Raw genomic sequence first — 25094 nt, forward strand, 5'->3', positions numbered from 1 at the left:
ATCCGGTCCTGGCACAAACAACGTTTCCCCTTCGAGGATCGTGACATGACATGCAAACTCTCCCTCGCCACGCTTGATGAAGCCAAAAAAACCGCGGCGATTCCGGCCTATTCCCGGGCCGATCTTTTCGCCGGAATCGTGCATTTCGGCGTCGGCAATTTCCATCGCGCCCATCAGGCGGTCTACCTGGACGACCTGTTCAACACCGGCGCGGACCACGACTTCGCCATCATTGGTGCGGGTGTACTGCCATCGGACGCGGTAATGCGCGAAAAACTTGCCGCGCAGGATTTCCTGACCACTGTCGTGGAGCAGGACAATAATCGCACCGGTGCGCGCGTCACCGGGCCAATGATCGACATTCTGAAGGTTGGCGATACCCAAGGCATTATCGACACGCTCGCAGATCCGAAAATCCGAATTGTTTCGATGACGATTACCGAAGGAGGTTATTTCATCGATGCTTCCGGCTCCTTCAATCCGCAACATCCCGCGATTGCCGAGGATGGCAGGAACCCGTCTTCCCCGAAAACCGTGTTCGGCCTTATCGTTGCGGGGCTGAAGGCGCGGCGCGACAAGGGGCTTTCACCCTTCACCGTCATGTCCTGCGACAACATTCCCCATAATGGCAAGGTCACCAAAAACGCGGTGGTCGGTCTCGCCGCCTTGTTCGATCCGGCCTTCGCCAACTGGATCGGCGACAACGTCGCTTTCCCCAATTCGATGGTCGACCGCATCACCCCCGCCACGGGAGAGCGCGAACGCAATATCGCCCGTGACGATTTCGGCATCGAGGACAATTGGCCGGTCTTCTGCGAAGAGTTCAAGCAATGGGTGATGGAGGATAATTTCCCGGCGGGCCGACCGGCGCTCGAAAAGGCGGGCGTTCAGTTCGTCAAGGATGTTGCGCCTTACGAGCACATGAAGATCCGCATTCTCAATGGCGGCCATGCCGCGATCGCCTATCCGGCAGCGCTGCTCGACATCCATTTCGTGCATGAGGCGATGGAGCATCCACTGATCCGGGCGTTTCTGGCAAAGCTCGAAAAGGAAGAGATCATCCCGGTCATTCCGCCCGTACCCGATACCGATCTTGGCGAATATTTCGGCCTGATCGAACGGCGTTTCCTCAACCCGAAAATCGGCGATACCATTCCGCGCCTCGCGCAGGATGGCTCCAACCGCCAGCCGAAATTCATCCTCCCCTCCACCGCCGACCGTCTGGCGCGCGGTGAAGATATTGTCGGTCTGTCGCTGGTTTCAGCACTGTGGTGCCGTTATTTCTACGGTACCTCCGACAGCGGCAGGCAAATCACCTTCAACGACGCCAGCGCCGAGCGGCTACAGGCGGCAGCCACAAAGGCCAAGGACGACCCGATGGCCTTCCTTTCGCTTGACGATATCTTCGGGGAGGTTGCCGAATCGGAGCTTTTCCGTAAACGCTTCTCTCATGCATTGACGACACTGTGGCACGAAGGCACGGCGAAGACCTTGCAGCTTTATCTGGATGACAAGCTGGCTGAAAAGTGACGTGAGATGCGAGACGGGACCGGACCTCTTCTGATTTTCGACTGCGACGGCGTTCTGGTCGACAGCGAGCCGGTCTCCATCTCGGTTCTTCTCGACATGCTTTCCCATCTTGGCGTGGAGATGGGGGAGGAAGAGGCCTACAACCGCTTTCTCGGTCGCAGCGTTGCCAGCATGACGACGACTTTGTTTGAGGAATACGGTATCGAGACCGACATCGATTTTCTCGAGCATATGCGCGCGACGCTGTTTGAGCGTTTCCGCACCGAGTTGCGTCCCATCGCCGGCATTGCCGAAACGCTGGACAGGCTGGTGGCCTTCAAACGCTGCGTTGCCTCCTCAAGTCAACCGGAACGCATCCGTTACTCGCTGGGGCTGACCGGCCTCATCGATAAATTTGAGCCGCATGTTTTCAGCGCCACCATGGTGAAGAACGGCAAGCCGGCACCCGACCTTTTCCTGCATGCGGCGAGGCAGATGGGCACTGATCCGCGTCAGTGCATCGTGATCGAGGACAGCCCGGCGGGCATTGCGGCGGCGAAGGCAGCCGGCATGGCGGTTTTTGCATTCACTGGCGGCTCGCATGCGCGGTTTCCGGCATTTCGCGAAAAGATCGCGGAGCTCGGGGCCAATGCCACGTTTGACGCCATGGAAGATTTGGTTCAACTTATCGGCGATTATATGGGGAAGGGCGGTTTTGACAGCCAGGTGGAACGTGACGCAGGCTGAAGGAAACCATGCCTGCCACCGCCCGGAGGTCGTTACGCAAGGGATGGAACTGAAGTCTTGATGCGTCAAAATCTCGTCGCTGTCGATGTCGGAACGGCGAGCGCCCGCGCCGGGATTTTCGACCCGACCGGCAGGCTTCTCGCCCGCTCAACCCATCCCATCCTGATGCAAAGGCCGCAGGAAAACCACGCCGAACACGATTCCACCGATATATGGAACGCCGTCTGCCTTGCGGTGAGAGCAGCGCTTGCCGACGCGGGTGTGTTAGCGGACAGCATAGCCGCCATTGGTTTTGATGCTACCTGCTCGCTCGTTATCCGTGATGAGCGTGGGGAACCGGTTTCTGTCTCCGTCACGGGCAAAGACCGGTTCGACACCATCGTCTGGCTGGACCATCGGGCAATCGGCGAGGCCGACCGGCTGACGGCATCCGGCCACCGCGTGCTGGATTTCGCCGGCAAAAGCGTGTCACCGGAAATGCAGATGCCGAAGCTGATGTGGCTGAAGGCGAATTTGCCGGCAAGCTGGGCGCGAATGTCTTTCGCCTTCGATCTGGCGGATTTCCTGACATGGAAGGCAACCGGTTCCACTAAGCGTTCAAATTGCACGCAGACGGCGAAGTGGAATTTTCTGGCGCAGGAAAATCCCGGCTGGCAGGCGGATTATCTCAATCTTGCCGGGCTTGGCGATCTGAAACAGCGGGCAGGCCTGCCCGAAACGACCGTGATGCCGGGCACAGCCATCGGCCCGCTTTCGCCCGAGGCTGCCGCCGAACTCGGCCTTGACACCGGCTGTCAGGTGGCAGCGGGCATGATCGATGCTTACGCCGGCACGCTGGGTGCGCTTGGCGGATGCCTTTCTGATGATGTGGGTAAACATGTGGCGCTGATCGCCGGCACCTCCAGCTGCCTTGTCGCCATGTCCGAGCGGCAGATGCCAGGCCACAGCCTGTGGGGTCCCTATTGGCAGGCGGTGCTGCCCGGCCACTGGCTGGTGGAGGGCGGGCAATCTGCCACCGGCGCGCTGCTCGATCATATCGTGCGCATGCACGCGGCGGGCGGAGAGCCGGATACGGCGCTGCACGCCCGCATCGTTGCGCGGGTTACCGAATTGCGCGCGCTCGAGGGCGCGGCCTTTGCCGAACGGCTGCATGTACTGCCGGATTTCCACGGCAACCGCTCACCGCTCGCCGATCCGCATGCGGTGGGCGTCATCAGCGGGCTGACGCTCGATACATCCTTCGACAGTCTCTGCCGGCTCTACTGGCGCACTGCCGTGGCGATTGCGCTTGGCGCGCGCCATGTGCTGGATGCGATGGAGCGTTTCGGTTATGCCGTCGAAAGCCTGCACGTTACCGGCGGCCATGTGAAGAACCCGCTGTTGATGGAGCTTTACGCTGATGTGACCGGCAAGCGCATCGTCGTGCCTGCCACAGCCGACGCCGTTCTTCTCGGCACGGCAATGACGGCGGCAGCCGCCGGCGGTGTGCATGCGGGCCTTGCAGCGGCGGGTGCCGCCATGTATCCGGGCAATACGGAAATCCCAGGCAATCCAGCGCTCACACCGCTTTACGAGCGGGATTATCGCCGTTTTCTCGCCATGCACCGCCATCGCCAGGAGCTGGAAAGCCTCTGATCTTTGCCTACAACGGCAGGTAAGGTCGTGGCGGACGGGCGCGATCCGTTTCCTCCCGCCGAGGGTCAGATGCCAAGCGAGCGTTTCAGGCCGGTTAGGTTTTTCATACGTGCCGTGCGCTGCTCGTCGGCTCCGGCAATCAGGCTGCAGAGGGTGAATTCCATCAGCGCAACGAGCTGCAGCAGGCCTTGTCCGCCGGTCTGGGTGTGCGGCATGGCAAGACAGATATCGGCGCTTTCCGGTCCCCATTCATAGAACCGGGTGGTGATCAACAGGGTTCTGTAGCCGCTCTTTCGCGCCGTCGCAGAAAGGCTCTGCAAGGGCGTGATGCTGCCGCCGCAATCCATGAGGATGAGAAGCGCTTCTGCGGGATCGAAGTCCCAAAGGGCGATATAGGCGGCGCTGTCGCTGCCGAGGAAGTGCACGCGTCTGCGATACTCCAGCAACCGCCCGTGAAAGTGCCTTCCAGTGCCAAGGCCTTCCGGTGACGTTGCCAGAAAAACATCTGCCGCCGAAGCGATCTCGCTCATGGCGACGCGCCATATCGGCTGGTCCGTCATTTCGAAGGCAGCCTGAATGGCCTGGATCTGTTGGGAAAGGAGTTGCGAAAACGGATTGGACTTCTGATCGCCGCTTTCAACAATAGCGGGCTGGTCCACGCCCGCGGTCTCTTCGGCGTGGCGCAGATCGATGCGAATATCGCTGAATTGCCTGTATCCGAGCGAGCGCAGAAAACGGCCAACCGTCATCGGACTGAGACTGAGCTTGGCAGCCAGTGTCTGCGCCGTCTCAAACGGCAATTCGTCCAGATGCTCGATCAGATATTTGGCGATCTTGCGCTCTGAAGGCGTACCGGCCTTCATGGCACGGGTCAGATTCAACAGTAGCTGTTCCACCAACGCCTCATTCTTTTATATTTATGAACGATGATGCATCCGCGCGCCCGGGCGAGCGTGCGAACCGCGACTTGTCGGTGGGGGCGAGCTTTTCCGGCCTTGTCCTCCACCGGACCGGAATGCGAATTCTAATAGATAGATTATTATATTTTAGAGACGTCTTTTATTCAAGGGAAATTCCATCAGCGGTTTAATTCCCAACAGCGACGTCTTCATTCCTGTCTTGCGGAGCAGATGGGCGGCGCCTATCTCTCCTGAACGCCAGTTTAAAACGCGAGAGGCGTCACAGGAGTTCCGAATGATTTTTAATGCGGCGAGGCTTGCCTTCGGCAATCTTTTTGCCACTGAGACCCGGTCGGTGTTCTGGAAGGTTCTGGGGCTGACGCTTCTGGTGCTGGCAGCGCTGTGGTTCGCCATCCGCTCTGTCTTCATCTATTTCGCCTTGCCGTGGGTGGATACGCTGATCCCCAGCGTGCCTGACTGGGCGGGATGGCTGACTTTCGTTTTCGCCATTTTCGCCGGAATCGGGCTGGCCTTGGCGTTGGCCTTGCTGATCTCGCCGGTCACTGCCGTTATTGCCGGACTGTTTCTCGACGATGTCGCCGAAGTCGTGGAGAAAAAGACCTATCCCAGTGATCCGCCGGGCAAGGCGATGCCCATCGGTGAGGCCGTGGTGTCATCGATCAAGTTCTTTGGCGTCGTCATTGCCGGCAACCTGATTGCGCTTTTGTTGCTGCTGGTGCCGGGCGTCAACCTCATCGCCTTTTTTCTGGTGAACGGTTATCTGCTGGGCCGGGAGTTCTTCGAATTTGCGGCCATGCGTTTCCGCTCGCCCGCTGACGCGCGGCTGTTCCGGCTGAAACACCGCACAACCGTGTTCATGGCCGGGCTGGTGATTGCAGCGTTCCTTGCAATCCCCTTCCTCAACCTTCTGACGCCGCTTTTTGCGGCTTCGATGATGGTGCATCTGCACAAGGCCGTCAGCCGGCGCGATCCGTCATTCGCCGCTGGCCGCACCGAACAATTGCGCGGGTAGTTCCACGAGCGGAGCTGGAATATCGAAGGTCTTTTCCGGTGATTTGCAGATATCGGCAATCACGCAGCGCTCGCATTCCGGTTTGCGCGCCTTGCAGCAATAACGCCCGTGCAGGATCAGCCAGTGATGGGCATGGAACAGATATTCTTCGGGAATGATGCGGACGAGCCGGTCTTCCACTTCATCCGGGGTTTTCCCCGGCGCGAGACAGAGCCGGTTGGCAATACGAAAAACATGGGTGTCCACGGCGAGTGTGGGCACACCGAAGGCCATCGACATCACCACATTGGCCGTCTTGCGGCCGACGCCGGGCAGGGTCACCAGCTCCTCGCGCGTCCTCGGCACCTCACCGCCGAAATTGTCGATCAGCATCTGTGACAAAGCGATAACGTTCTTGGCCTTGTTGCGGTAAAGCCCAATGGTCTTGATATGGCCGATCAGCTCCTCCTCGCCAAGTGCCAGCATTTTTTCCGGCGTATCGGCCACCTTGAACAGCGCCCGCGTCGCCCGGTTTACGCCCACATCGGTCGCCTGCGCCGAAAGCGCCACGGCCACCAGCAGGGTAAAGGGGTTGGTATGTTCCAGCTCGCCTTTCGGCTCCGGCCGCTGAATGGAGAAACGGCGGAAGATCTCGTTCAACTCGTCCTTCGAATAGATCGTCTTCACACGCGCCGGTCTGCGGGCGGATGTCGCATTTGACTTTTTCAATGTTTGGGTGCTGGATCGTTTTTTGGCGACTGTCATGACCTATCTATAGCCAGCCCGCCCTGAGGAAATCAACGTGGATACGCTCAACGATCAGCCGATTTTTGCGGCGGAACTCGTTCCGCACCGTTCGCTCGGAAGAAGGGGTTTCCGGCTGCTTCTCGCCTTGTCCGGGCTTGCCTGCCTCCTCCATGGCGGCTTTTTCCTCACCACTGGCGCATGGCCCGTCGGCCTGTTCCTCGGGCTGGATTTTCTGCTGCTTTATGTCGCCTTTCGCGCCAATTACCGGGCAGCGAAGGCGCGGGAAGAGGTGAGCGTCTCGCGCACCAGCCTGTCTATCCGCAAATTCTCCCCGACTGGCCGCGTCGTCGAGCATCGTTTCAACCCCTTCTGGGCCCGCTTCAGGGTTCAGCGGCACGAGGAAATCGGCATCGTCTCCATGCATGTAACGGGTGAAGGCAAGGCAACGGATATCGGCTCGTTTCTCAATCCGGATGACCGGGAAAGCTTCGCCAAGGCTTTCGGCGGTGCGTTGGCGACGGTGCGGCGGATGTGAGCGGATAATTCCGCTTAAAACCCGTCAATCGGCTCGAGGCCGGTATCTCGGCAGAAACTGAGTACGGCGCAAGAAACGGGTGGAGACCGACGCGCTTTGATGGTTTTCTGTGAGGCGTTAGGAGACATGCGATGAACGCCAATATCATGCTGAATGAAGACATCACCCCCATCGGTTCGGATTACGATACGGTGCGCGGGGTTATCGAGCTTTTGACGCTGGATTATCGCGACCAGCCCTCCCTTGAAGCCATCGCCGCAAGGCTCGGCCAGTCGCCGACGCAATTGCAGAAGACCTTCACCCGCTGGGCCGGTCTTTCCCCCAAGGCGTTTTTGCAGGCCGTAACGCTCGATCATGCTAAAAGGTTGTTGCGCGAAGAGGATCTGCCGCTGCTGGAAACCTCGATCGAGGTCGGCATGTCTGGGCCCGGCCGCCTGCACGATCTGTTCGTCACCCACGAGGCCATGTCTCCAGGCGAATGGAAGGCCAAGGGCGGTGGGTTGACGATCCGGTACGGTTTCCATGTTTCACCCTTCGGTCTTGCATTGGTCATGGTGACCGATCGCGGTCTTGCCGGCTGCGCTTTCGCCGATCCCGGCGAGGAAAGAGCCTGTTTCGAGGACATGGCAGGTCGCTGGCCGAATGCGGATTATGTCGAGGATCGTGAAGCCACCGCGCCCTATGCCGCACGTATTTTCGAACCGACGCTGTGGTCGGCGGACCGGCCATTGCGGGTCGTGCTGCTCGGCAGGGATTTTCAGGTGCGGGTATGGGAAAGCCTTCTGAAAATTCCCATGGGCCGCGCCGTTACCTATTCGCACATCGCCTGCGATATCGGCCAGCCAACTGCCTCTCGTGCGGTCGGTGCAGCTGTTGGCGCGAACCCGGTCTCCTTCGTCGTTCCTTGCCATCGCGCTGTTGGAAAAAGCGGGGCGCTCACGGGTTATCACTGGGGCCTTACCCGCAAACGGGCGATGTTAGGATGGGAAACAGGGAAGGTGTGAGGCAGCTCTCCCTCATCCCTGTGACAGGCGCAGGAATGAGGAAAAGCCCGGGTCGCTTGTCGAGGCCTAAACTAGTTCCATCAACGCTCTTGCCGCCGCCTCGTCTGTAATCAGCGTATTGCACCCGATGCGCTTGATGGTGGCGCGGATGGCGATGGCGCGGTGGGCGCCGCCGGAGGCGAGCACGATGTGTTTGGCCTTGCGCAGCGTGTCTAGATCGATCGCCATGGCGCGCTCGTTGATCGGGTGATCGACGGAGCGGCCTTCCGCGTCGATGAAGTTGAACATGGTGTCGCAGACGCAGCCGGCATCGATGAGTTCCTGAAGCGTTTCCTTCGAAATGAAACCTTCCGAAAGCGAAGTGGAATGCGGGCCGATATCGCCGCAGGATACGATGGCGAGGTCGAGCGTTTCGGCCAGATCATAAAGCGTGGCAAGTCCGCATTTCTCAATCAGCGCCCGTTTGGTCTCGACGGAGTCTACCAGCAGCGGTGCAAGGAACATGTAACATTCCGCCCCAAGCGCGCTTGCCAGCCGCCAGGTGTAATCAAGCGGGTTTGTCTGGTGCACGGCGACGATACCGCCGAGCAGCGAGACGACCTTGCAGTTTTCCCGGCGCGGCGGGCGAAAGCTGGATAGCGAGGCGGTCATGGTGCGGCCCCAGCCGACGCCGATGGTGGCGTCGTTCGGCACCGCTTCGGAAAGGAATTGCCCGAGCGCCAGGCCAACGGCCTTGGCCGTGCCTTCGGCATTCGCCTTGCCGGGGGATGGGCCGGGCGAGGGAATGATCACCGCCTCATCCAGCCCATAAGCTGCCTCCAGCCTGCCGGCCAGTTCGACGAAATCCTCGATGCCCTCGTTGATCCAGATCTGTACTTCGGAGCGTTTCATCGCCTCGTCCAGAAGGCGTATGACGGTGGAGCGGCTGATGCCGAGCTTCTCGGCGACATCTTTCTGCGTCAAACCCTGATTATAGTAGAGCCATGCGGCACGCAGCCTCAGCGAAGCCGCTTCCGAATAGGCCGTATGGGTTTCTCTTCTCAGTTTCGCCACGGTTTTTGTCACTCTCTTTATGGAGCGGAGTATCGCAGGCATGAAACTTATGTCAATTGCGATGCGCAAATGTCTTGACTTTCGACCTTGCCGCTTGCGATAGTCGGAGCCGGACAAAACCGTGATTTCGGCCTTGGGCGCACCATGGTGCGGGAACGAAAAGACGGCTGTGCAAGTTTACAAGAGATCATGAAGGATCATTCGCCATGACGTCCAAACTCGAACAACTTCGCGCTATCACCACGGTCGTTGCCGATACCGGCGACATCGAGGCGGTTGCGCGCCTGAAGCCGGTGGATTGCACCACCAACCCCACCATCGTTCTGAAGGCGCTCGGCACCCCTGCTTTCGCGGATGCGGTGAAGGAAGCCGTTGCTTGGGGCAAGAAACAGGGCGGCCAGTCTGACGCTGTCGTTGCGGCCGTTGCCGACCGTCTTGCCATTTCCGTCGGTGCGGCCCTTGCAGGTCTGGTTCCCGGCCGCGTATCGACGGAAGTCGATGCCGACCTGTCCTTTGACACACAGGCCTCCATCACCAAGGCACGCCACATCATCGCCTCCTATAAGGAGCGCGGTATCGAGCGTGAACGCATCCTCATCAAGCTGGCTTCCACATGGGAAGGCATCAAGGCTGCGGAAGTCCTGCAGTCCGAGGGCATCGATTGCAACCTGACTCTGCTGTTCTCGCAGGCACAGGCCATCGCCTGCGCGGAAGCGAAAGCTTTCCTCATCTCGCCCTTCGTCGGCCGCATCCTCGACTGGTACAAGAAGTCGACCGGCGAGACCTACACTGCCGAGACCGATCCGGGCGTCGTTTCGGTGCGCAGCATCTACAATTATTACAAGGCCAATGGCATCGGCACCGTCGTCATGGGCGCATCGTTCCGTAATGTCGGCGAGATCGAAGCGCTTGCCGGTTGCGATCGCCTGACGATCAGCCCGGCGCTGCTGGAAGAGCTGGACAAGGACACCGGCACGCTTGAGCGCAAGCTTTCGCCCGACAATGTGAAGGCCGAGCCGCTGCAGTCGCTCGATGAAAAGGCGTTCCGCTGGGCAATGAACGAAGACGCGATGGCAACCGAGAAGCTCTCGGAAGGCATCCGCCTGTTCGCCAAGGATCTGGTAACGCTGCGCGAAATGGTCCGCAAGGAACTGACGCTGGCTGCCGCCTGATAACAAAAAGGGGAACCATCCCGGTCCCCTTTGCGTTTAAGATACAGAAATCTCCAGTCACTTTAAACGCGATCGGTCCCTGCCGGTCGCGTTTTTTTGTGCGTCTCAGATGGTTCCCTGACCCGTCGCCACTTCGGAAATGCGCCTTGCCGCATCGCGGATCAGTACCTCGCAGGCCTCGCGCGTCGGGGCCTTGCCGCCAAGCGGGGTGATATAGGGGCAGGTGATGACGGCAAGTGCGGTACCATCAAGTGTCAGCACGGGGGCGGAAATATTGCGCACGCCTGCGGTCTGCATGCTGTCCATGGATCTGAAACCATTCCTGCGAACTTCCGCCAGCCGCTCCTCAAGGTCTGAAGGCTCGGTTTCCCCGCCACCGCGCACCTGCTCGGTGATCATGATCTTGCGCTGCACCTCGTTCTGGAAGGCCAGCAGCACATGGCCGGAACCGGTCTGGAAGAGGCTCATCTGCGCGCCCACCCGCATGGACATCGCCCAATAGGTGGAGGACTCCTGTTGGGCGATGACGACAACACTGCCGCGGTCGTAAACTGCCAGATGACAGGCCTGCTCGGCGCTTGCGGAAAAATCGCGCATCACCGGGGCTGCGAAAGAGACCAGCCGGCGCACCGGCGCGTGAAAATGTGCGAGCCCGAACATTTTCAGCGTCAGCGAAAACCGGTCACCCTCCAGCCGCTGTACGTAACCACGGCGCACCAGGCGGTCCAGCATGCGGTAAAGCTCGTTCGGGGTTTTGCCTATGGCCTTGGCAATCTCGATCTGCGTCAGCCCGCCATCCGTGCGGGCGAGAAGCTCCAGAATGTCCAGACCCTTGTCGAGGGCGGGGGCGCGATATCTTTCGCTGTCGTCTTCGGTCATCTTGCCTCGGTGGCGTTTTGCAGGATTGCTTGGCGGGAAATGCACTTTTTAAATACCGTTGCCGCACGCTGCCCTTTTGCGCAAGCCTGCTTGACGTTACATGAATACCGCGTTTACATATGAATTGTCGATCCATATTTGAGATCAATGAAATTCACTGGCGAAATTCAGCGGCTCGGCCCCAGCGGGCGGGTGCGCCGTAGCGGGAGGCTATTCATGGTGCAGGATTTTAACGGGCGGACAGTGGTGATCACCGCAGCCGGCCAGGGTATCGGCCGTGCGACGGCGGAGCGATTCATATCGCTCGGTGCGCGCGTCATCGCCACTGATATCAACGAGCAGGCGCTCTCGACCCTGAAAGGTGCGGAAACGCGGGTTCTGAACGTGCTGGATGGCGATGGTGTGAAGGCTTTTGCTGCCGATATCGGTCATGCGGATGTTCTGTTCAACTGTGCGGGTTTCGTTCATTCCGGCACCATTCTCGATTGCGAGGAAAAGGACTGGGATTTCTCCTTCGACCTCAATGCCAAGGCCATGTACCGCACCTGCCGCGCCTTTCTGCCAGGCATGCTGGAAAAGGGTAAGGGCGCAATCGTCAACATGTCCTCCGTCGCATCCAGCGTGAAGGGCGTGCCGAACCGTTTCGCCTACACCGCCTCCAAGGCGGCGGTTGTCGGTCTGACCAAGGCAATTGCTGCTGATTTCGTCACCAAGGGTATTCGCTGCAACGCCATTTGCCCAGGCACAGTGGATAGCCCGTCCTTGCACGACCGCCTGCGCGCCACTGGCAATTACGAGCAGGCCCTGGCCGACTTCATTGCCCGCCAGCCTATGGGCCGCATTGCCACGCCGGAAGAAATCGCCGCACTCGTCACCTATCTCGCTTCTGATGAGGCAGGTTTCACCACTGGCCAGATCCATGTGATCGACGGTGGCTGGACAGGCTGATAATTCTATACGGGAGAGAGGAGAAGGCGACCGGCCCAAAAGCCGGTCGCCTTTTTATTACGCCACCACGCTTCCAGCGATCAGTGCAAGCACGAGGAAGACCAGGAAGATCACGACGGCGATGAAGAACAGGATACGGGCAATGCCCGACGCCGCTGCCGAAATGCCGGTAAAGCCGAATACGCCCGCGATCAACGAAATAACAAAGAAAATAAGAGCCCATTTCAGCATGGAGCTTCCCCTTTCGCTTAATTTTCATGAGTTTGCCGCTTGAGGGCAAGCTCATGAAAATGACGCGCAAAAGGGGAAAATGTTCCACGCGCCCGCAAAAATCGTTCTTTTACACCACCGTTTCATTGGCGGCGTCGATCCGGCGGGCCTTGAGGCTGGTGCGAATGAATGTCGCGACGAATGCCAGGCTCATGAACAGTACAATGGTCGGGGCCGGCGCGCTGTCGATCAGAAAGCTTAGCCATATTCCTGCAAGCGAAGAGAGAACCGCAACCGAGATGGCGACCAGGAGCATGGCGGAAAAGCGTCGCGCCAGTAGGAAGGCGATGGCGCCGGGGGTGACCAGCATTGCGACGGAGAGGATGATACCCACAGCCTTCAGCGCGCCGACCACGGCAAGCGACAAAACCATCAGCAAACCGTAATGCAGGATGCGAACGGGCAGGCCGATTGCCTTGGCATGCTGCGGATCGAAGGCATTGACCAGCAGGTCTTTGCGCAGCACCCCGAGAAACAGGGTGGCAAAAAGCGCGATCAGCCCGGTCTCCAGCATGTCTGACGGCGCAATGCCCAGCATGTCGCCGAAGAGGATGTGATCCAGATGCATGTCGCTCTGCACCTTCACGTAAAGCACCAGCCCCAGCCCGAACATGCCGGAAAAGACGATGCCGAGCACCGTGTCTTCCTTGATGCGGCTATTTTCCTTGATGAAACCGGTGCCGAGAGCGCAGATCATACCGGCGGTGAAGGCGCCGATGGAAAGGGGAATTCCGGCAATGTAGGCAATCACCACGCCGGGCAGCACGGCGTGCGAAACCGCGTCCCCCATCAGCGACCAGCCCTTCAGCACCAGAAAACACGAGAGCATGGCCATCGGCACGGCAATCATCAGGGTGATGATGAAGGCATATTGCATGAAGGGCAGCTGAAACGGCAGGATGGCGAGTTCGAGATATTCGCTCATTGCGCTTCTCCCAGTGCCTTGCGCGCTTTGGCGCGCGAAGCGAGCAGCCCGTGTTTGGGTGCAAACACGAAAGCGGAAAGGAAGATCGCTGTTTGCAGCACGACGATAACGCCGCCGGTGGCGCCGTCGAGGAAGTAGCTGAGATAAGCGCCGACGAAGCTGGTGGTCGCGCCGATCACGAGGCTCATCAGGATCAGCCGCTCGAAACGGTCGGTCAGAAGATAGGCGGTCGCGCCTGGTGTCACCACCATGGCAACGACAAGGAAGGCGCCGACGGTTTGAAGGGCTGCAACCGTGGAGGCCGCAAGCAGGGTGAAGAAGATCACTTTCAGCACTTCCGGTTTCAGCCCTACTGTGCGCGCATGGTTCTCATCGAAGAACACCACCATGAAGTCGCGCCATTTCAACGCCAGTACGATGAGGCTGATGCCGCCGATCAGGGCAAGCTGGATCGTGTCTTCGGTGGTAATTGCCAGAATATTGCCAAGCACGATGGTCTGGATATTGATCGAGGTGGGCGACAGCGACACCATGAACAGCCCCAGCCCGAAGAACGAGGTGAAGATCAGGCCGATGATTGTGTCTTCCTTGAGCCGGGTTTTCTGATTGAGGAACAGCATCGAGCCAGCCGCAAGCCCGCCGGAAAGAAAGGCGCCGAGCGAAAAGGGCAGCCCTAGCATATAAGCGCCCGCAACGCCGGGAACGATGGCGTGCGAGAGCGCGTCGCCGATCAGCGACCAGCCCTTTAGCATAAGATAAGCGGAAAGAAAGCCGCAGACGCCGCCCACAAGTGCGCTGACCCAGATGGCGTTCAGCATGTAGCCATAGGTGAAAGGCTCAAGAAGGCTGTTTATCATCGGCTTTTTCCTTCGGAGCCTGCGGATCATGTCCGTTCTGGCCGTTCTTTCCGTAGATCACGAAAGGCCGCTCATCGTCGGTAATCACCTTCACCCGGCGAGGATCGGCATCATCATGCAGTTCGGCCCCGCCGAGAACGAAGTGGCGCAAGCTGCCGCCAAAGGCTTTTTGCAGGTTCTCTTCGTTAAAGGTGTCCGCTGTTTTGCCCGACGCCAGAACGGTACCCTTGACGAAGACGGCGCGATCGCAGAATTCCGGTACGCTACCGAGATTATGGGTGGAAACCAGCATGACGCGGCCCTCGTCACGCAGTGCCTTCAACAGCGCGACGATCTGTTCTTCCGTCGTCACGTCGACGCCGGTGAAGGGTTCATCCAGCAGGATAACCTGACCTTCCTGCGCCAGCGCGCGGGCCAGAAACACCCGCTTCTTCTGTCCGCCGGAAAGCTCGCCGATCTGCCGCTTGCGATAATCAAGCATATTGACGCGCGTCAGCGCTCTCTCGACCATCTCGTGATCGTGTTTCGACGGAATACGGAAGAAGTTCATGTGGCCGTAACGGCCCATCATCACCACATCCTCAACCAGTACGGGAAAACTCCAGTCCACCTCTTCAGCTTGCGGCACATAGGCGACGAGGTTTTTTCTGAGTGCATCCTTCACGGGTAGGTCGAAAATAGAGACAGAACCGGTGGCCAACGGCACAAAACCCATGATTGCCTTGAAAATCGTGGACTTGCCGGCGCCGTTGACGCCGACAAGTGCAGTGATCGTACCGCGTGGAATGGAAAAGCTGGCATTTCTTAATGCGGTGTGGCCGTTGCGATAGGTCACTGTCGCATTTTGAACCGTCAGGCCGCCGCCGCTTTTTTTGCTGCCCATTCTCATGAAGACAGTCCTTTGGCGATGGTGCTGCTCGTCACGCGCAGCAGGTCGAGATAGGTCGGAACAGGGCCGTCGGCCTCGCTCAGCGAATCCACGTAGAGTATGCCGCCATAGGCCGCTCCGGTTTCCTTGGCCACCTGCCGGGCGGGATCGGCGGAAACCGTGCTTTCGCTGAAGATGACCTGAATATTATGTTCGCGCATGGCGTCGATCACGCCGCGCACCTGTTGCGGCGTACCCTGGCTGTCGGCATTGACCGGCCACAGGAACAGTTCCTTCAGCCCGAAATCCCGGGCGAGATAGGAGAACGCCCCCTCGCTCGTGACCAACCACCGCTTGTTCTCAGGAAGCGCGGAAAGCTCATCGCGGATGGGCTGCACAGTGGCACGGACCTTGTCGGAATAGGCCTTGGCATTGGCGGCGTAAATCTCGGCGTGGGCGGGATCTATTCCAGCGAGTCCCTTGCGGATATTTTCCACATAGATCAAGGCGTTATCGGGTGACATCCAGGCATGCGGGTTGGGTTTCCCCTGATACGCCCCGCCATTGATCGCCATCGGTTCGATGCCGTCGCTGACAGTCACATCAGGCACGCCTGAAAGATTGGCCAGAAACTTCTCGAACCACAATTCCAGATTGAGGCCGTTGCGCAGCACCAGATCGGCCTTGCGGGCCTTGAGAATGTCGCGAGGCGTCGGCTGGTAGTTGTGAATTTCAGCACCTGGCTTGGTGATGCTCTCCACCTCTGCCGCATCGCCCGCCACATTGCGCGCCATATCGGCAATGATCGTGAAGGTGGTCACCACCTTCGGTTTTTCCTGCGCGACAGCCGCAGCAGGCAGGAAAAGCGAAAAAGCAAAAAGGGCATGGCGGATTTTATGGAGATTCACGTCTGTCACCGATTTTTGTTGCGATCAACTCGCAACACCATCTGTCATGGAATCACACTTGTCAACGCTATTGCAAATCATTCGCAATTTAGCGGATTTCAAAAATGTCTGAAAATGGTGCGCTTTTGCCCGCACGGCGCCGGGGGGATTAAACTTTTTTCAATGAGAAAGCGGCACTATCGCAAGGCTCGGACAACGAGGTCCCGAGCTTATCCCGCGTGTGTTCCTCATCCTTCGAGCCACGTTCAGGGGTGAGGGCGATAGGCGGGGTACTGAATGTCAGGATTTTGCGCGTGAAGGCTGTATTCGGACGAATGCGGTTTTCGCGCAAACTCGTTATGATCGGAGGCGGGATCCTGCTTTTGGCGGGTGCGACCGGTTCTGCTGCCGTATTTATCGGCAGCGAGCGGCTGCTCGGGTCCACCTATGCCTCCGCGAACGGGCTTTCCTGCGACGCAGTCCAGACAGTCAACATCCGCAAGAACGGTTCCCTGTGGGTCCGCAAATTCATTCGTACTGACGGCGGCAACGGCACGGACCGGTTGAAAACGGCGCTGCGTGTCGCCAGGGCAGTTTACGACAAACAGAAGCCCGATCTGGTCCAGGTTTCCGTGCTGGATAAAAACGGCCCGCAATTGCGCTCGGAAATGCGTGGCCGCGCCATCGCGGCCCAAGTGGTCTTCATTGCCGACCCGGCGAAAATTCCCGAAGGCGCCGATGCCCAACGTTATTCCGCCTTTTATTACGATGGTGCATCAAACGGCAGCGGCCAGTTTTACGGGCTGCGCATCGATCTGCCGCTGGAAGATGCCGAAGCAATGGCCGCAAGCCTGAGCGATGCCACCGACTGCGCAACCCCCGCTTCGGACGCCGCACCCGAAGGGCATGGCGGAAAAGCCGCAAAAGGCGCCGGCGGACACGGCGAAACCAAGGGCGAAGGCGACGGCGGCCACGACGCTGCGCCGGCGCAAACGCATGAGGGCGGACCCGGTGCTGAAGCCCACGGCGAACCCGTAGCCGACGAAGAACTTCTGACCTCGACCCCGGAAGCCGATGGCGGCAGCATCTTCAGCGTCAGCTATCTGAAATCACTGATCTTCGGAAAAGGCACAACGACCGCGCAGGCGGCGGAAGAGAAGCTGGCCGAGAGCGCGCCTGCGGAAGAGCCGGCTGCGGGGAAGACGAAGACGGGGCATTAGTTGCCAAGTCCCTGCCCTAGATCGTTTTAAGAGCGGTGGTCGAAGATCATGGACCCTATCGAACAAAACCTCGTTAACTGGAAAGAATCGCTTTTCGCAAGCATTCCTGTTGGTGGATTGCTGTCTCGCAACTCGGTTGTCTACAAATGGAAAGCAGCTTTCCGAATATGGATGCTCAGAGAAGCCATCTTTTGGCGATTGAGCGACCTAATGACACAGTCCTATGCGTTGCATAAGCAGGGACATGGTTTGGGAGCGCGTATCTTGTTGCGGAGTGGGTTGGAAACCCTCGCGACGCTAATTTACTTAAACCAACTCATGCAAGATGTACTTGAGCGGAAGTTAGATTTTCACGCATTCGGAGAGAAAACGGCCGTTTTGTTGCTTGGGTCGCGGAATAACGCCGATATGCCATATTCGCTAAACATCGTTACAGTTCTGAGTAAATGTGACAAGCGTTACCCTGGAATAATGGCGCTGTATGCCGACCTTTCCGAAAGCTCCCACCCAAGCTACGAAGGACTCTGTATGGGGTATTCCAAGATTGACCATGAGGAATACGAAGCACATTTCTCTAATCGGTGGATGGAGATATTTGGCAGTAGGCACCTACGGCCGATGGAACTGTGCATGGAAATATTCCAACACGAGTATAACGACGTATGGTCTAGTCTGATGGAAAAACTGGAGGACTGGATAGAGGCGAACGACGCGGAGCTCGAGGCGACGAAAAATTCTACGGATGGTGCTTAAGGGCGGCCGACCGACCGCCCAGTTTTGGCATGTAGCCTATACGCTCAGTCCGCCTTGTTGCGGCGGGCCGGGAAGAGGATGACGTCGCGGATCGAGGGGGCGTTGGTCAGGAGCATGATCAGACGATCGACACCGATGCCGAGGCCGCCGGCGGGTGGCATGCCCTGATCGATGGCGTCGAGGAATTCGTCGTCCAGCTGCTTGTCCTTTTCACCGCGGGCATGGGCCTGCTCAAGCTGCTCCACCATGCGGCGGCGCTGCTCTTCGGGATCGTTGAGTTCGGAGAAGGCATTGCCCACTTCCCAGGCGTTGCAATAGCTCTCAAAACGCTCAACGAGGCGCGGTTCGCCCGGCACTTCCTTGGCGAAGGGCGAGATATCCTTCGGGAAATGCGTGACGTGGCTCGGCTGGATAAGCGTACCTTCAACCTTCTCTTCGAAGATGAAGGCAAGGCATTCGCCCCAGGTCCAGTCCTTCTCGACGGCGAAACCGGCAGCCTTGGCGGCGGCGCGGGCTTCCTCGTCAGTCTTGATCGCAAGGAAGTCGATGCCGGTCGCTTCCTTCACTGCATCAGGCATGGGCACGCGCTTGAACGGTCCCTTGAAGGAAATTGTCTGGCCTTGGAATTCCACCTCGGTCGTGCCGTGCAGGGCAATCGCCAGCGTCTCGAACAGACGCTCAACGAGACCCATGATGTCTTCGTAGTCGGCATAGGCCCAATAGCACTCCATCATGGTGAATTCAGGATTGTGCCTTGTGGAGACGCCTTCGTTGCGGAAGTTGCGGTTGATTTCAAAAACCTTGTCGGAAAGGCCTGATACCAGCGTGCGCTTCAGGAACAGTTCCGGCGCGATGCGCAGATACATGTCCATCTTCAGCGTGTTGTGGAAGGTCTTGAACGGATCGGCCGTCGCACCGCCATAAACTGTCTGCAGCATCGGCGTCTCCACTTCGAGGAAGCCTTCGGCCTCCATGAAACGGCGAATGCCGGACAGGATCTTCGAGCGCTGCAGGAAGCGCAGCTTGGAGTCCTCGTTGGCGAGAATATCGAGATGGCGCTTGCGGTAACGCAGCTCAATATCGGAGACACCGTGCCATTTTTCCGGCATCGGCAGCAGCGACTTGGTGAGCATGGTGATTTCTTCGGCGTTGATCGTCAGCTCGCCGCGCTTGGTGCGGCGCACCTTGCCGGTTACGCCGATGATGTCGCCAATGTCGATCATCGGCAGAAGATTGCGCGCCGTTTCCGGCGTCGTATCTTTGTGAGAGAAGATCTGCACCTTGCCCGAGGCGTCATGGATATCCATGAACATGCCGGAATTGCGCGACGAATAAACGCGGCCCGCCACCGTTACCGTGTCGCCGGTTTCCGTGTCCGGTTCGATATCGGCATATTTTTCCGCCAGCTCCGCATTGGTCAGCGTGCGATGGAAATGCGCCGGATAGACATCGCCGATCTGCTCGCGCAGCAGCGCAAGTTTCTGGCGGCGCACTTCGGTGGCGTCGGAGGAAAGGGCGGTGGTTTCGGTTGTCTTGTCGTTCATTGTTCAATCCTGTTGCGGCGTTGCCGCGGCGACAATTGCCTCCCGTATCCCTCATTCCTGTGCTTGTCACAGGAATCCAGTGCGCCCAAGTCCTTGGCGCGGGAGACCTCAATTCATTCTTTCACGGCGCCGACGCGCCGTGGCTGGATTCCTGTGACAAGCGCAGGAATGAGGGGTGGATTTAAAACCCGCCCCGGCAGGCATCAAGCACCGCTGCCAACCATCGTGGCCACAACGGCAATAGCGACCTTCAGGCGCTGGCGCACCACGGAGCGGCCGAGCAGCGCCATCGAGTCAAACAGCGGCAGCGAGCGCGAGGAGCCGGAGACGGCGACGAAGAGCGGCGGCGTGACGACGCGCAGTTTCTTGCCCGTGCGTTCGGCAATGTCGCGCAGCTCGGCTTCGATGGCTTCAACGTTCCAATCAGGCATTTTTTCCAGATCGGTGGCAACCGTGGTGAGGATTTCGTGGATTTCCTCGGTTTTGCTTTTGAGACCGGCAAAGGAGGCGGGCGTCAGGCCAACGTCGCTCGAAAGCAGGAAGCCGGCAAGGTTTGGCAATTCGCCGAGCTTGGAAATGCGGCTCTGGGCAAGCTTCAGGCCTTCGGTCAGGCGGGAATTTTCCATCGCCCATTCCAGCGTGCGGGCAATGAAGTCCTCAGGCGTGAGCTTTTCGCGCAGCCAGCGGCCGTTCAGCCAGTCCAGCTTCTGGATATCGAAGATGGCGCCGGCCTTGGAAAGTGCTTCCGGATCGAACTTCGCGGCCAGCTCTTCCATGGTCAGCAGCTCTTCGCCTTCGGCGATCTGGATGAAGAACAGGCCGAGGAAGTTCATCAGCGCTTCCGGCAGGTAGCCGAGCGCGGAATAATAGGAGATGGACGTCGGGTTCTTGCGCTTGGAAAGCTTTGATTTGTCGGCGTTGCGCATCAGCGAAAGATGCATGAATGTCGGCTGGTCCCAGCCGAAATAACGATAAAGCAGGATGTGCTTGGGCACTGAAGCCAGCCACTCTTCGCCGCGCGCCACATGGGTGATCTTCATCAGATGGTCGTCGATGACGTTTGCCATGTGATAGGTCGGCATGCCGTCGGCCTTGATCAGCACCTGCATGTCAACCGAATCCCAGGGGATCGAGACATCGCCGTAAACGCCGTCATGGAAATCGCACGAACCTTCGGTCGGGATTTTCATGCGCACGACGTTGGCTTCGCCGGCGGCGACGCGGGTGGTCACTTCTTCAGCCTTCAGGTGGAGGCAGAGACCGTCATATTTTGGCGGCTTGCCAGCGGCGCGCTGCGCTTCGCGCATCTGCTCAAGCCGCTCGGGCGTGCAGAAACAACGAAAGGCATGGCCTTTTTCCAGCAATTCTTCGGCATAGGGCCAGTACATCGGCTTGCGCTCGGACTGGCGGTAGGGACCGTAGGGGCCACCGACGTCAGGGCCTTCCGACCAGGTGAGGCCGGTCCAGCGCAGCGCCTCCAGAACCTTCTGCTCATATTCCAGCGTCGAGCGGGTGGCGTCGGTATCCTCGATGCGCAGGATGAACTCGCCGCCGTGTTTCTTGGCGAAGAGGTAGTTGAACAGCGCGATGTAAGCGGTGCCGACATGCGGCTCGCCGGTGGGGGAAGGTGCGATGCGGACGCGAACGCCGGAAGTGGTCATGAAATTCACTCGTCGTGACGGGGTGGTGACATCGGGGCGGCTTCACCCTTCTATCACGAAGTTTTCGTTTGAATGCGGCGGGAAAGGGTGCGGAAAGGCGTGTTAAACACACCTTTGCATATTTCCGTTCGGCATCGGCTTAGGCCATATTATGCCGCAGGCGTCAAGGAAATATGGCGCTTGCGCTGTCTCCGCCCGGACGTAAACCGCCCCTAATTCACCGGCCAGACATAAAGCAGCATCGGAATGCTGGCAATGACGATCATGATCGACAGCGGCAGTCCAAGGCGCGGATAATCGCTGAAGCGATAACCGCCCGGACCCATGACCAGCGTGTTGCACTGGTGGCCGATAGGCGTGAGGAAATCGCAGCCGGCGCCGATCGCCACCGCCATCAGAAAGGCCTCCGGCCGAAAGCCGAGCGTGGTGGCGAAACCGGCGGCGATGGGTGCCATGACCAGCACGGTTGCAGCATTGTTGAGGAAGGGCGTTACCGCCATGGCAGTCAACAGGATCATGCCGAGCGCTGCGAAGGGCGGCAGTCCTTGTGCGGCATGGCCGAGCCAGGCGGCGATCAGCTCGCTGGCGCCGCTGGTGCGCAGACTGTCGCTGACGGGAATGAGGGCGGCGAGCATGACGAGGATCGGCCCGTCGATCGATTTATAGACTTCGGTCAGCGGTATCGCGCCGACGACGATCATCAGGAAGGCGGCGGCGAAAAAGGCGACGGATACCGGCACCAGCCCGCTGCCGGCGGCAATCATGGCCGCGGCAAGCACGATGACGGGCAAAAGCGCGCGGCGCTGCACCCCAAGCAGGATCTCCCGCTGCGCCAGGGGCAGCAGCGAAAATTCCTGCAAGACCTGTGGCAGGTTCTTGCGGCTGCCCTGCAGGAGTATGACGTCGCCCGCCTGCAAGGTCAGGTCGGAGAGCCGCTGGTTGACGCGCTGGCCGCGACGGCTGACTGCAATCAGATTGACGCCGCGGGTGTAGGATAGCGCCAGTTCGCGCGCGGAAATCCCGTTGAGAACGGATTCGTTGCTGATAACCGCTTCCATGGAAATAAGGTCAGCGGTCTTCTGGCCGTTCTCGGTGAGCGGCTTGCCTGACAGCAGCAGCTTGGCCTGCGAGACGATACGGTCGAGGCCCTCCGGGTTGCCTTCGAGAAGAATGGTGTCGCCCGGCTTCAGATTGACATCGGGGAAGGGGGAGATACGCCGGGGTCCGCGCAGGATCGTGCTGGCGATTACGTCGCCATCCGCCTGTTTCAACAGCTCCCGCAGCGGCTTGTCGGCGTAGGTGCTGTCGGCGGGAAGCGTCGCTTCGGCGGTATAGGCCGACTGGTCCAGAATATCCTCCATCGATGCCTGCTGGCGGTTGCGCACCGGCAGCAGGCGGTAACCGAAGGTCAGGAAGATGATGCCGATCACGGTCAGCCCGGCACCGACCGGGGTGAAATCGAACATCGAGAAGCTCTGCCCGGTCATTTCCTCACGCAGCCTGGAAACGACGATGTTGGGCGAGGTGCCGATCTGCGTCATGAGCCCGCCCAGAAGGGCGGCGAAGGCCATGGGCATCAGATAATAGGAAACAGGGCTGCCGGATTTGCGGGCGAACTGGAAAGCAACCGGCATCATGATGGCAAGCGCGCCGATGTTCTTGATGAAGGCCGACATGATGGCGACGACGATCATCAGAAAGGCCAGTTGCAGGGTTTTGGAATGCATCTCCGGGAAATATTTCTTGATCGTCATATCGACGACCCCTGAACGCGCCACGGCTGAACTGACGATCAGCGCGCTGCCGACGATGATGACGATATCGTCCGAGAAACCGGAGAACGCCTTGTCGAAAGGCACGACCCCAACCGCCACCGCCACCAGCAACGCGCTGCACGCGACCACATCATAGCGGAACCTGTCCCATATGAACGCGACCATCATGCCGGCGATCACGGTAAAGGCGAGGATCTGGTCGGTCGTCATGCTTGCTTATGCTTTCGAAGGAGAGACGGCGGGACGGACTCTTCCGGTAGGGATGTCGAAGAACGCGAGGCGGGGCATGCGGTTCCGACTGGCCGGCGCGTTCCACACGTTCGCGTCATACCAGCCTTGAGCCGGAATCAGCCGCCGCGCGTCGGCGCGGCGGAAAGTGTTCAGCCCAATGGCTTGGGCTGAAGGGATGCCGGATCAAGTCCGGCATGACGGGTCGGGGCAATCAGTGCGGTTTGGCCGCCTGTGCTTTCTTGCGCTGTCTGGCGTTACGCGCCAGCATGTTGAGCAGTTCCACCAGCGCCGAAAACGCCATGGCGGCATAGACGTAGCCCTTGGGAACATGGAAGCCCATGCCTTCGGCGATCAGGGTGGTGCCGATCATCATCAGGAAGGCGAGTGCCAGCATGACGATGGTGGGGTTGCGCTCGATAAAGTTGGCGAGCGGCGTTGCGGCGAGCAGCATCACGGCAACGGCAAAGATCACGGCCACGATCATGATCGGCAGATGCGGTGTCATGCCAACGGCGGTGATGATGCTGTCCACAGAGAACACGAGGTCGAGCAGCAGGATCTGGCCGATGGCGGAGCCGAAATTCATCGCAACCGGGCCGCCCACCATGTCTTCCTTGTGATCTTCAGGATCGACATTGTGGTGGATTTCCTTGGTGGCCTTCCACATCAGGAAGAGACCGCCGGCGATGAGGATCATGTCCTTCCACGAGAAGGCGTGGCCGAAGATTTCGAAGACCGGCGTGGTGAGCTGCACGATCCAGGCCACAGTGCCGAGAAGGCCGAGACGCATGATCAAGGCAAGCCCGATGCCGATCTTGCGGGCTTTTTCGCGCTGTTCAGGCGGAAGCTTGTTGGTGAGGATCGAGATGAAGATCAGGTTGTCGATGCCAAGCACGACCTCCATGACGATCAGGGTGACCAGCGCCACCCAGGCAGCGGGGTCGGACAGAAGAGGGAGAACGGACTCCATCAGGGAATTTTTCCTTTCAGCAACAAGGCCACCCGAAACATTCGGTTCGTGGAATTTATAGCGCAATACGCGAGAAACAAGGAGACCGCGCCTGTGATAGGCAAGATTTCATCGAAATTTCGCGCAAACCGCGTATCAGGCCCCGTGCCGTTGCCGGTCCAGTCGCCCGTTGCTGAATGATTTCAGGCCTTGTCGGTTCCGTAAGCCGCCATGAACACCATGATGGCGCTGTCGATCACCCGGTCCAGCTCCTCTTCGGGAACCGGACCTTCGAGTTCTCCGAACAGGCGCAGCTTGAAGAAAGTGCCCGTGGAAAGCTCGATATATTGCCGGGCGGCAAGTTCGACGTCATCGACCTTGAGATGGCCGAGCGAGACCTGATGCTCGATGAAATCCTGAAGAACGGTGCGCACGTTGTTGGGTGCTGCGATGAAGAAACGCTGCGCCAGCTTCGGCATGCGGTCGATGACGCCGATCACCGAGCGCATGGCCGGTATCATTTCGGAGCAGATCATCTTGTTGGCGAAGGCCTTGCCGAACTGTTTCAGGCCGTCGCGCACCTCTTCGGTGCCGGCCAGAATGTTGCGCATGGAGGTCGCGAATTCCTGGCGGTGATGATCGACAAGGGCGGCGAACAGGTCTTCCTTGTTGGAGAAATAGACATAGATCGTTCCCTTGGAAACGCCGGCTTCCCGCGTGATGTCGTTCATGCTGGCGGCATCGAAGCCCTTGCGCTTGAACACGCGCCAGGCGCCGGCAACAATCTGCTCACGCTTTGCCGGGTCTTCGCCCGCAGCAAAACGCCCGGCGGGGTTTCCCGGACAGCCCGTTTCGGTTTCCGTCTCCATATCCATGTCTTCACCTGCCATCGTTACCGGTTCCTAGCACTGCAATGGCGTAAAAAAAATTAACCGAACGTCGAACCAATCAGTTCGATTACACTTGATATGTGTCAGGAAAGGGATTATGTCAATCGAACCGAACGGTTCAGTT

24 protein-coding genes are annotated in these 25094 nt (G+C 59.1%); 10 read left to right on the forward strand and 14 right to left on the reverse strand.

Annotated features, from left to right (window positions below):
• Window positions 1-45 precede the first annotated feature (45 nt).
• The 3 genes from RBH71_RS11015 to RBH71_RS11025 are packed head-to-tail and all read left to right on the forward strand — an operon-like array spanning window position 46 to window position 3891.
• Window positions 46-1530: a mannitol dehydrogenase family protein gene (locus tag RBH71_RS11015; RefSeq protein ID WP_112296535.1), complete on the forward strand. Its 1485-nt coding sequence runs from the start codon at window positions 46-48 to the stop codon at window positions 1528-1530.
• Window positions 1531-1536: 6 nt separating this feature from the next.
• On the forward strand, window positions 1537-2256 hold the full coding sequence (locus RBH71_RS11020) for an HAD family hydrolase (RefSeq protein ID WP_112296534.1): 720 nt from the start codon (window positions 1537-1539) through the stop codon (window positions 2254-2256).
• 60 nt (window positions 2257-2316) lie between these two features.
• Window positions 2317-3891: an FGGY-family carbohydrate kinase gene (locus RBH71_RS11025; protein ID WP_003516172.1), complete on the forward strand. Its 1575-nt coding sequence runs from the start codon at window positions 2317-2319 to the stop codon at window positions 3889-3891.
• Window positions 3892-3956: 65 nt separating this feature from the next.
• On the opposite strand, the gene RBH71_RS11030 is transcribed toward RBH71_RS11025, so the two are convergent.
• A complete protein-coding gene (locus tag RBH71_RS11030) occupies window positions 3957-4790 on the reverse strand; it encodes a MurR/RpiR family transcriptional regulator (RefSeq protein ID WP_025595058.1) in 834 nt (277 codons plus the stop codon).
• A gap of 295 nt (window positions 4791-5085) precedes the next feature.
• Here RBH71_RS11030 and RBH71_RS11035 point away from each other — a divergent pair, with 295 nt between their 5' ends.
• A complete protein-coding gene (locus RBH71_RS11035; RefSeq protein ID WP_112296533.1) occupies window positions 5086-5823 on the forward strand; it encodes a sulfate transporter family protein in 738 nt (245 codons plus the stop codon).
• Here the strand turns inward: RBH71_RS11035 and nth are convergent.
• Window positions 5785-6567, reverse strand: a complete 783-nt coding sequence (gene nth / locus RBH71_RS11040; protein WP_003516179.1) for an endonuclease III — start codon at window positions 6565-6567, stop codon at window positions 5785-5787. The two genes, RBH71_RS11035 and nth, sit on opposite strands and share 39 nt — an antisense overlap.
• A gap of 37 nt (window positions 6568-6604) precedes the next feature.
• On the opposite strand from nth, the gene RBH71_RS11045 reads away from it, so the two are divergent.
• Window positions 6605-7084, forward strand: coding sequence for a DUF2244 domain-containing protein (locus tag RBH71_RS11045; RefSeq protein ID WP_003516181.1), 480 nt, complete (start codon window positions 6605-6607; stop codon window positions 7082-7084).
• A 131-nt stretch (window positions 7085-7215) separates the two neighbouring features.
• Window positions 7216-8088, forward strand: coding sequence for a bifunctional helix-turn-helix domain-containing protein/methylated-DNA--[protein]-cysteine S-methyltransferase (locus RBH71_RS11050; protein WP_323687289.1), 873 nt, complete (start codon window positions 7216-7218; stop codon window positions 8086-8088).
• Between the two features lie 66 nt (window positions 8089-8154).
• On the opposite strand, the gene RBH71_RS11055 is transcribed toward RBH71_RS11050, so the two are convergent.
• The gene (locus RBH71_RS11055) at window positions 8155-9141 is read right to left on the reverse strand and encodes a sugar-binding transcriptional regulator (RefSeq protein WP_003516185.1); all 987 of its coding nucleotides are present in this window, start codon (window positions 9139-9141) and stop codon (window positions 8155-8157) included.
• A gap of 206 nt (window positions 9142-9347) precedes the next feature.
• Between RBH71_RS11055 and tal the strand changes: the two genes are divergently transcribed.
• Entirely contained in the window at window positions 9348-10313 is a 966-nt protein-coding gene (gene tal, locus RBH71_RS11060) for a transaldolase (RefSeq protein WP_013762313.1), read from the forward strand.
• Window positions 10314-10418: 105 nt separating this feature from the next.
• Here tal and RBH71_RS11065 read toward each other — a convergent pair whose 3' ends face one another.
• Complete coding sequence (locus tag RBH71_RS11065; RefSeq protein WP_323687290.1) at window positions 10419-11192, reverse strand: IclR family transcriptional regulator; 774 nt, start codon at window positions 11190-11192, stop codon at window positions 10419-10421.
• Between the two features lie 216 nt (window positions 11193-11408).
• Here RBH71_RS11065 and RBH71_RS11070 point away from each other — a divergent pair, with 216 nt between their 5' ends.
• Window positions 11409-12140: an SDR family oxidoreductase gene (locus RBH71_RS11070; protein WP_013762314.1), complete on the forward strand. Its 732-nt coding sequence runs from the start codon at window positions 11409-11411 to the stop codon at window positions 12138-12140.
• A gap of 57 nt (window positions 12141-12197) precedes the next feature.
• Here RBH71_RS11070 and RBH71_RS11075 read toward each other — a convergent pair whose 3' ends face one another.
• The 5 genes from RBH71_RS11075 to RBH71_RS11095 all read right to left on the reverse strand — a co-directional run bounded on the left by RBH71_RS11075 (window position 12198) and on the right by RBH71_RS11095 (window position 15968).
• On the reverse strand, window positions 12198-12371 hold the full coding sequence (locus tag RBH71_RS11075; protein ID WP_003516193.1) for a DUF1328 domain-containing protein: 174 nt from the start codon (window positions 12369-12371) through the stop codon (window positions 12198-12200).
• Window positions 12372-12480: 109 nt separating this feature from the next.
• Window positions 12481-13335 carry a metal ABC transporter permease gene (locus RBH71_RS11080; protein WP_019566953.1) on the reverse strand — a complete coding sequence of 285 codons (855 nt, stop codon included), beginning with the start codon at window positions 13333-13335 and terminating at the stop codon, window positions 12481-12483.
• On the reverse strand, window positions 13332-14192 hold the full coding sequence (locus RBH71_RS11085; RefSeq protein WP_323687291.1) for a metal ABC transporter permease: 861 nt from the start codon (window positions 14190-14192) through the stop codon (window positions 13332-13334). The genes RBH71_RS11080 and RBH71_RS11085 overlap by 4 nt, the downstream gene beginning before the upstream one ends.
• A complete protein-coding gene (locus RBH71_RS11090; protein WP_026331039.1) occupies window positions 14173-15081 on the reverse strand; it encodes a manganese/iron ABC transporter ATP-binding protein in 909 nt (302 codons plus the stop codon). The genes RBH71_RS11085 and RBH71_RS11090 overlap by 20 nt, the downstream gene beginning before the upstream one ends.
• The gene (locus RBH71_RS11095) at window positions 15078-15968 is read right to left on the reverse strand and encodes a metal ABC transporter substrate-binding protein (RefSeq protein ID WP_323687292.1); all 891 of its coding nucleotides are present in this window, start codon (window positions 15966-15968) and stop codon (window positions 15078-15080) included. The genes RBH71_RS11090 and RBH71_RS11095 overlap by 4 nt, the downstream gene beginning before the upstream one ends.
• Before the next feature lie 314 nt (window positions 15969-16282).
• Between RBH71_RS11095 and RBH71_RS11100 the strand changes: the two genes are divergently transcribed.
• Both RBH71_RS11100 and RBH71_RS11105 read left to right on the forward strand, forming a co-directional pair.
• Window positions 16283-17167 carry a hypothetical protein gene (locus RBH71_RS11100; RefSeq protein ID WP_162696789.1) on the forward strand — a complete coding sequence of 295 codons (885 nt, stop codon included), beginning with the start codon at window positions 16283-16285 and terminating at the stop codon, window positions 17165-17167.
• 48 nt (window positions 17168-17215) lie between these two features.
• Window positions 17216-17920, forward strand: coding sequence for a hypothetical protein (locus RBH71_RS11105; RefSeq protein ID WP_097171022.1), 705 nt, complete (start codon window positions 17216-17218; stop codon window positions 17918-17920).
• Window positions 17921-17964: 44 nt separating this feature from the next.
• Here RBH71_RS11105 and lysS read toward each other — a convergent pair whose 3' ends face one another.
• From lysS to RBH71_RS11130, 5 genes are all read right to left on the reverse strand, one after another.
• Window positions 17965-19464, reverse strand: a complete 1500-nt coding sequence (gene lysS, locus RBH71_RS11110; RefSeq protein ID WP_013762320.1) for a lysine--tRNA ligase — start codon at window positions 19462-19464, stop codon at window positions 17965-17967.
• A gap of 203 nt (window positions 19465-19667) precedes the next feature.
• Window positions 19668-21125 carry a glutamate--tRNA ligase gene (gene gltX / locus RBH71_RS11115; protein ID WP_112296538.1) on the reverse strand — a complete coding sequence of 486 codons (1458 nt, stop codon included), beginning with the start codon at window positions 21123-21125 and terminating at the stop codon, window positions 19668-19670.
• 212 nt (window positions 21126-21337) lie between these two features.
• Window positions 21338-23110, reverse strand: coding sequence for an SLC13 family permease (locus RBH71_RS11120; RefSeq protein WP_025595053.1), 1773 nt, complete (start codon window positions 23108-23110; stop codon window positions 21338-21340).
• A gap of 232 nt (window positions 23111-23342) precedes the next feature.
• Window positions 23343-24101, reverse strand: coding sequence for a TerC family protein (locus RBH71_RS11125; RefSeq protein ID WP_038494985.1), 759 nt, complete (start codon window positions 24099-24101; stop codon window positions 23343-23345).
• Between the two features lie 182 nt (window positions 24102-24283).
• The gene (locus tag RBH71_RS11130) at window positions 24284-24970 is read right to left on the reverse strand and encodes a TetR/AcrR family transcriptional regulator (protein ID WP_003516212.1); all 687 of its coding nucleotides are present in this window, start codon (window positions 24968-24970) and stop codon (window positions 24284-24286) included.
• Window positions 24971-25094: the final 124 nt, after the last annotated feature.

It is taken from the genome of Rhizobium sp. AN68 (genome assembly GCF_030758035.1).
Classification (GTDB): Bacteria; Pseudomonadota; Alphaproteobacteria; order Rhizobiales; family Rhizobiaceae; genus Agrobacterium; species Agrobacterium tumefaciens.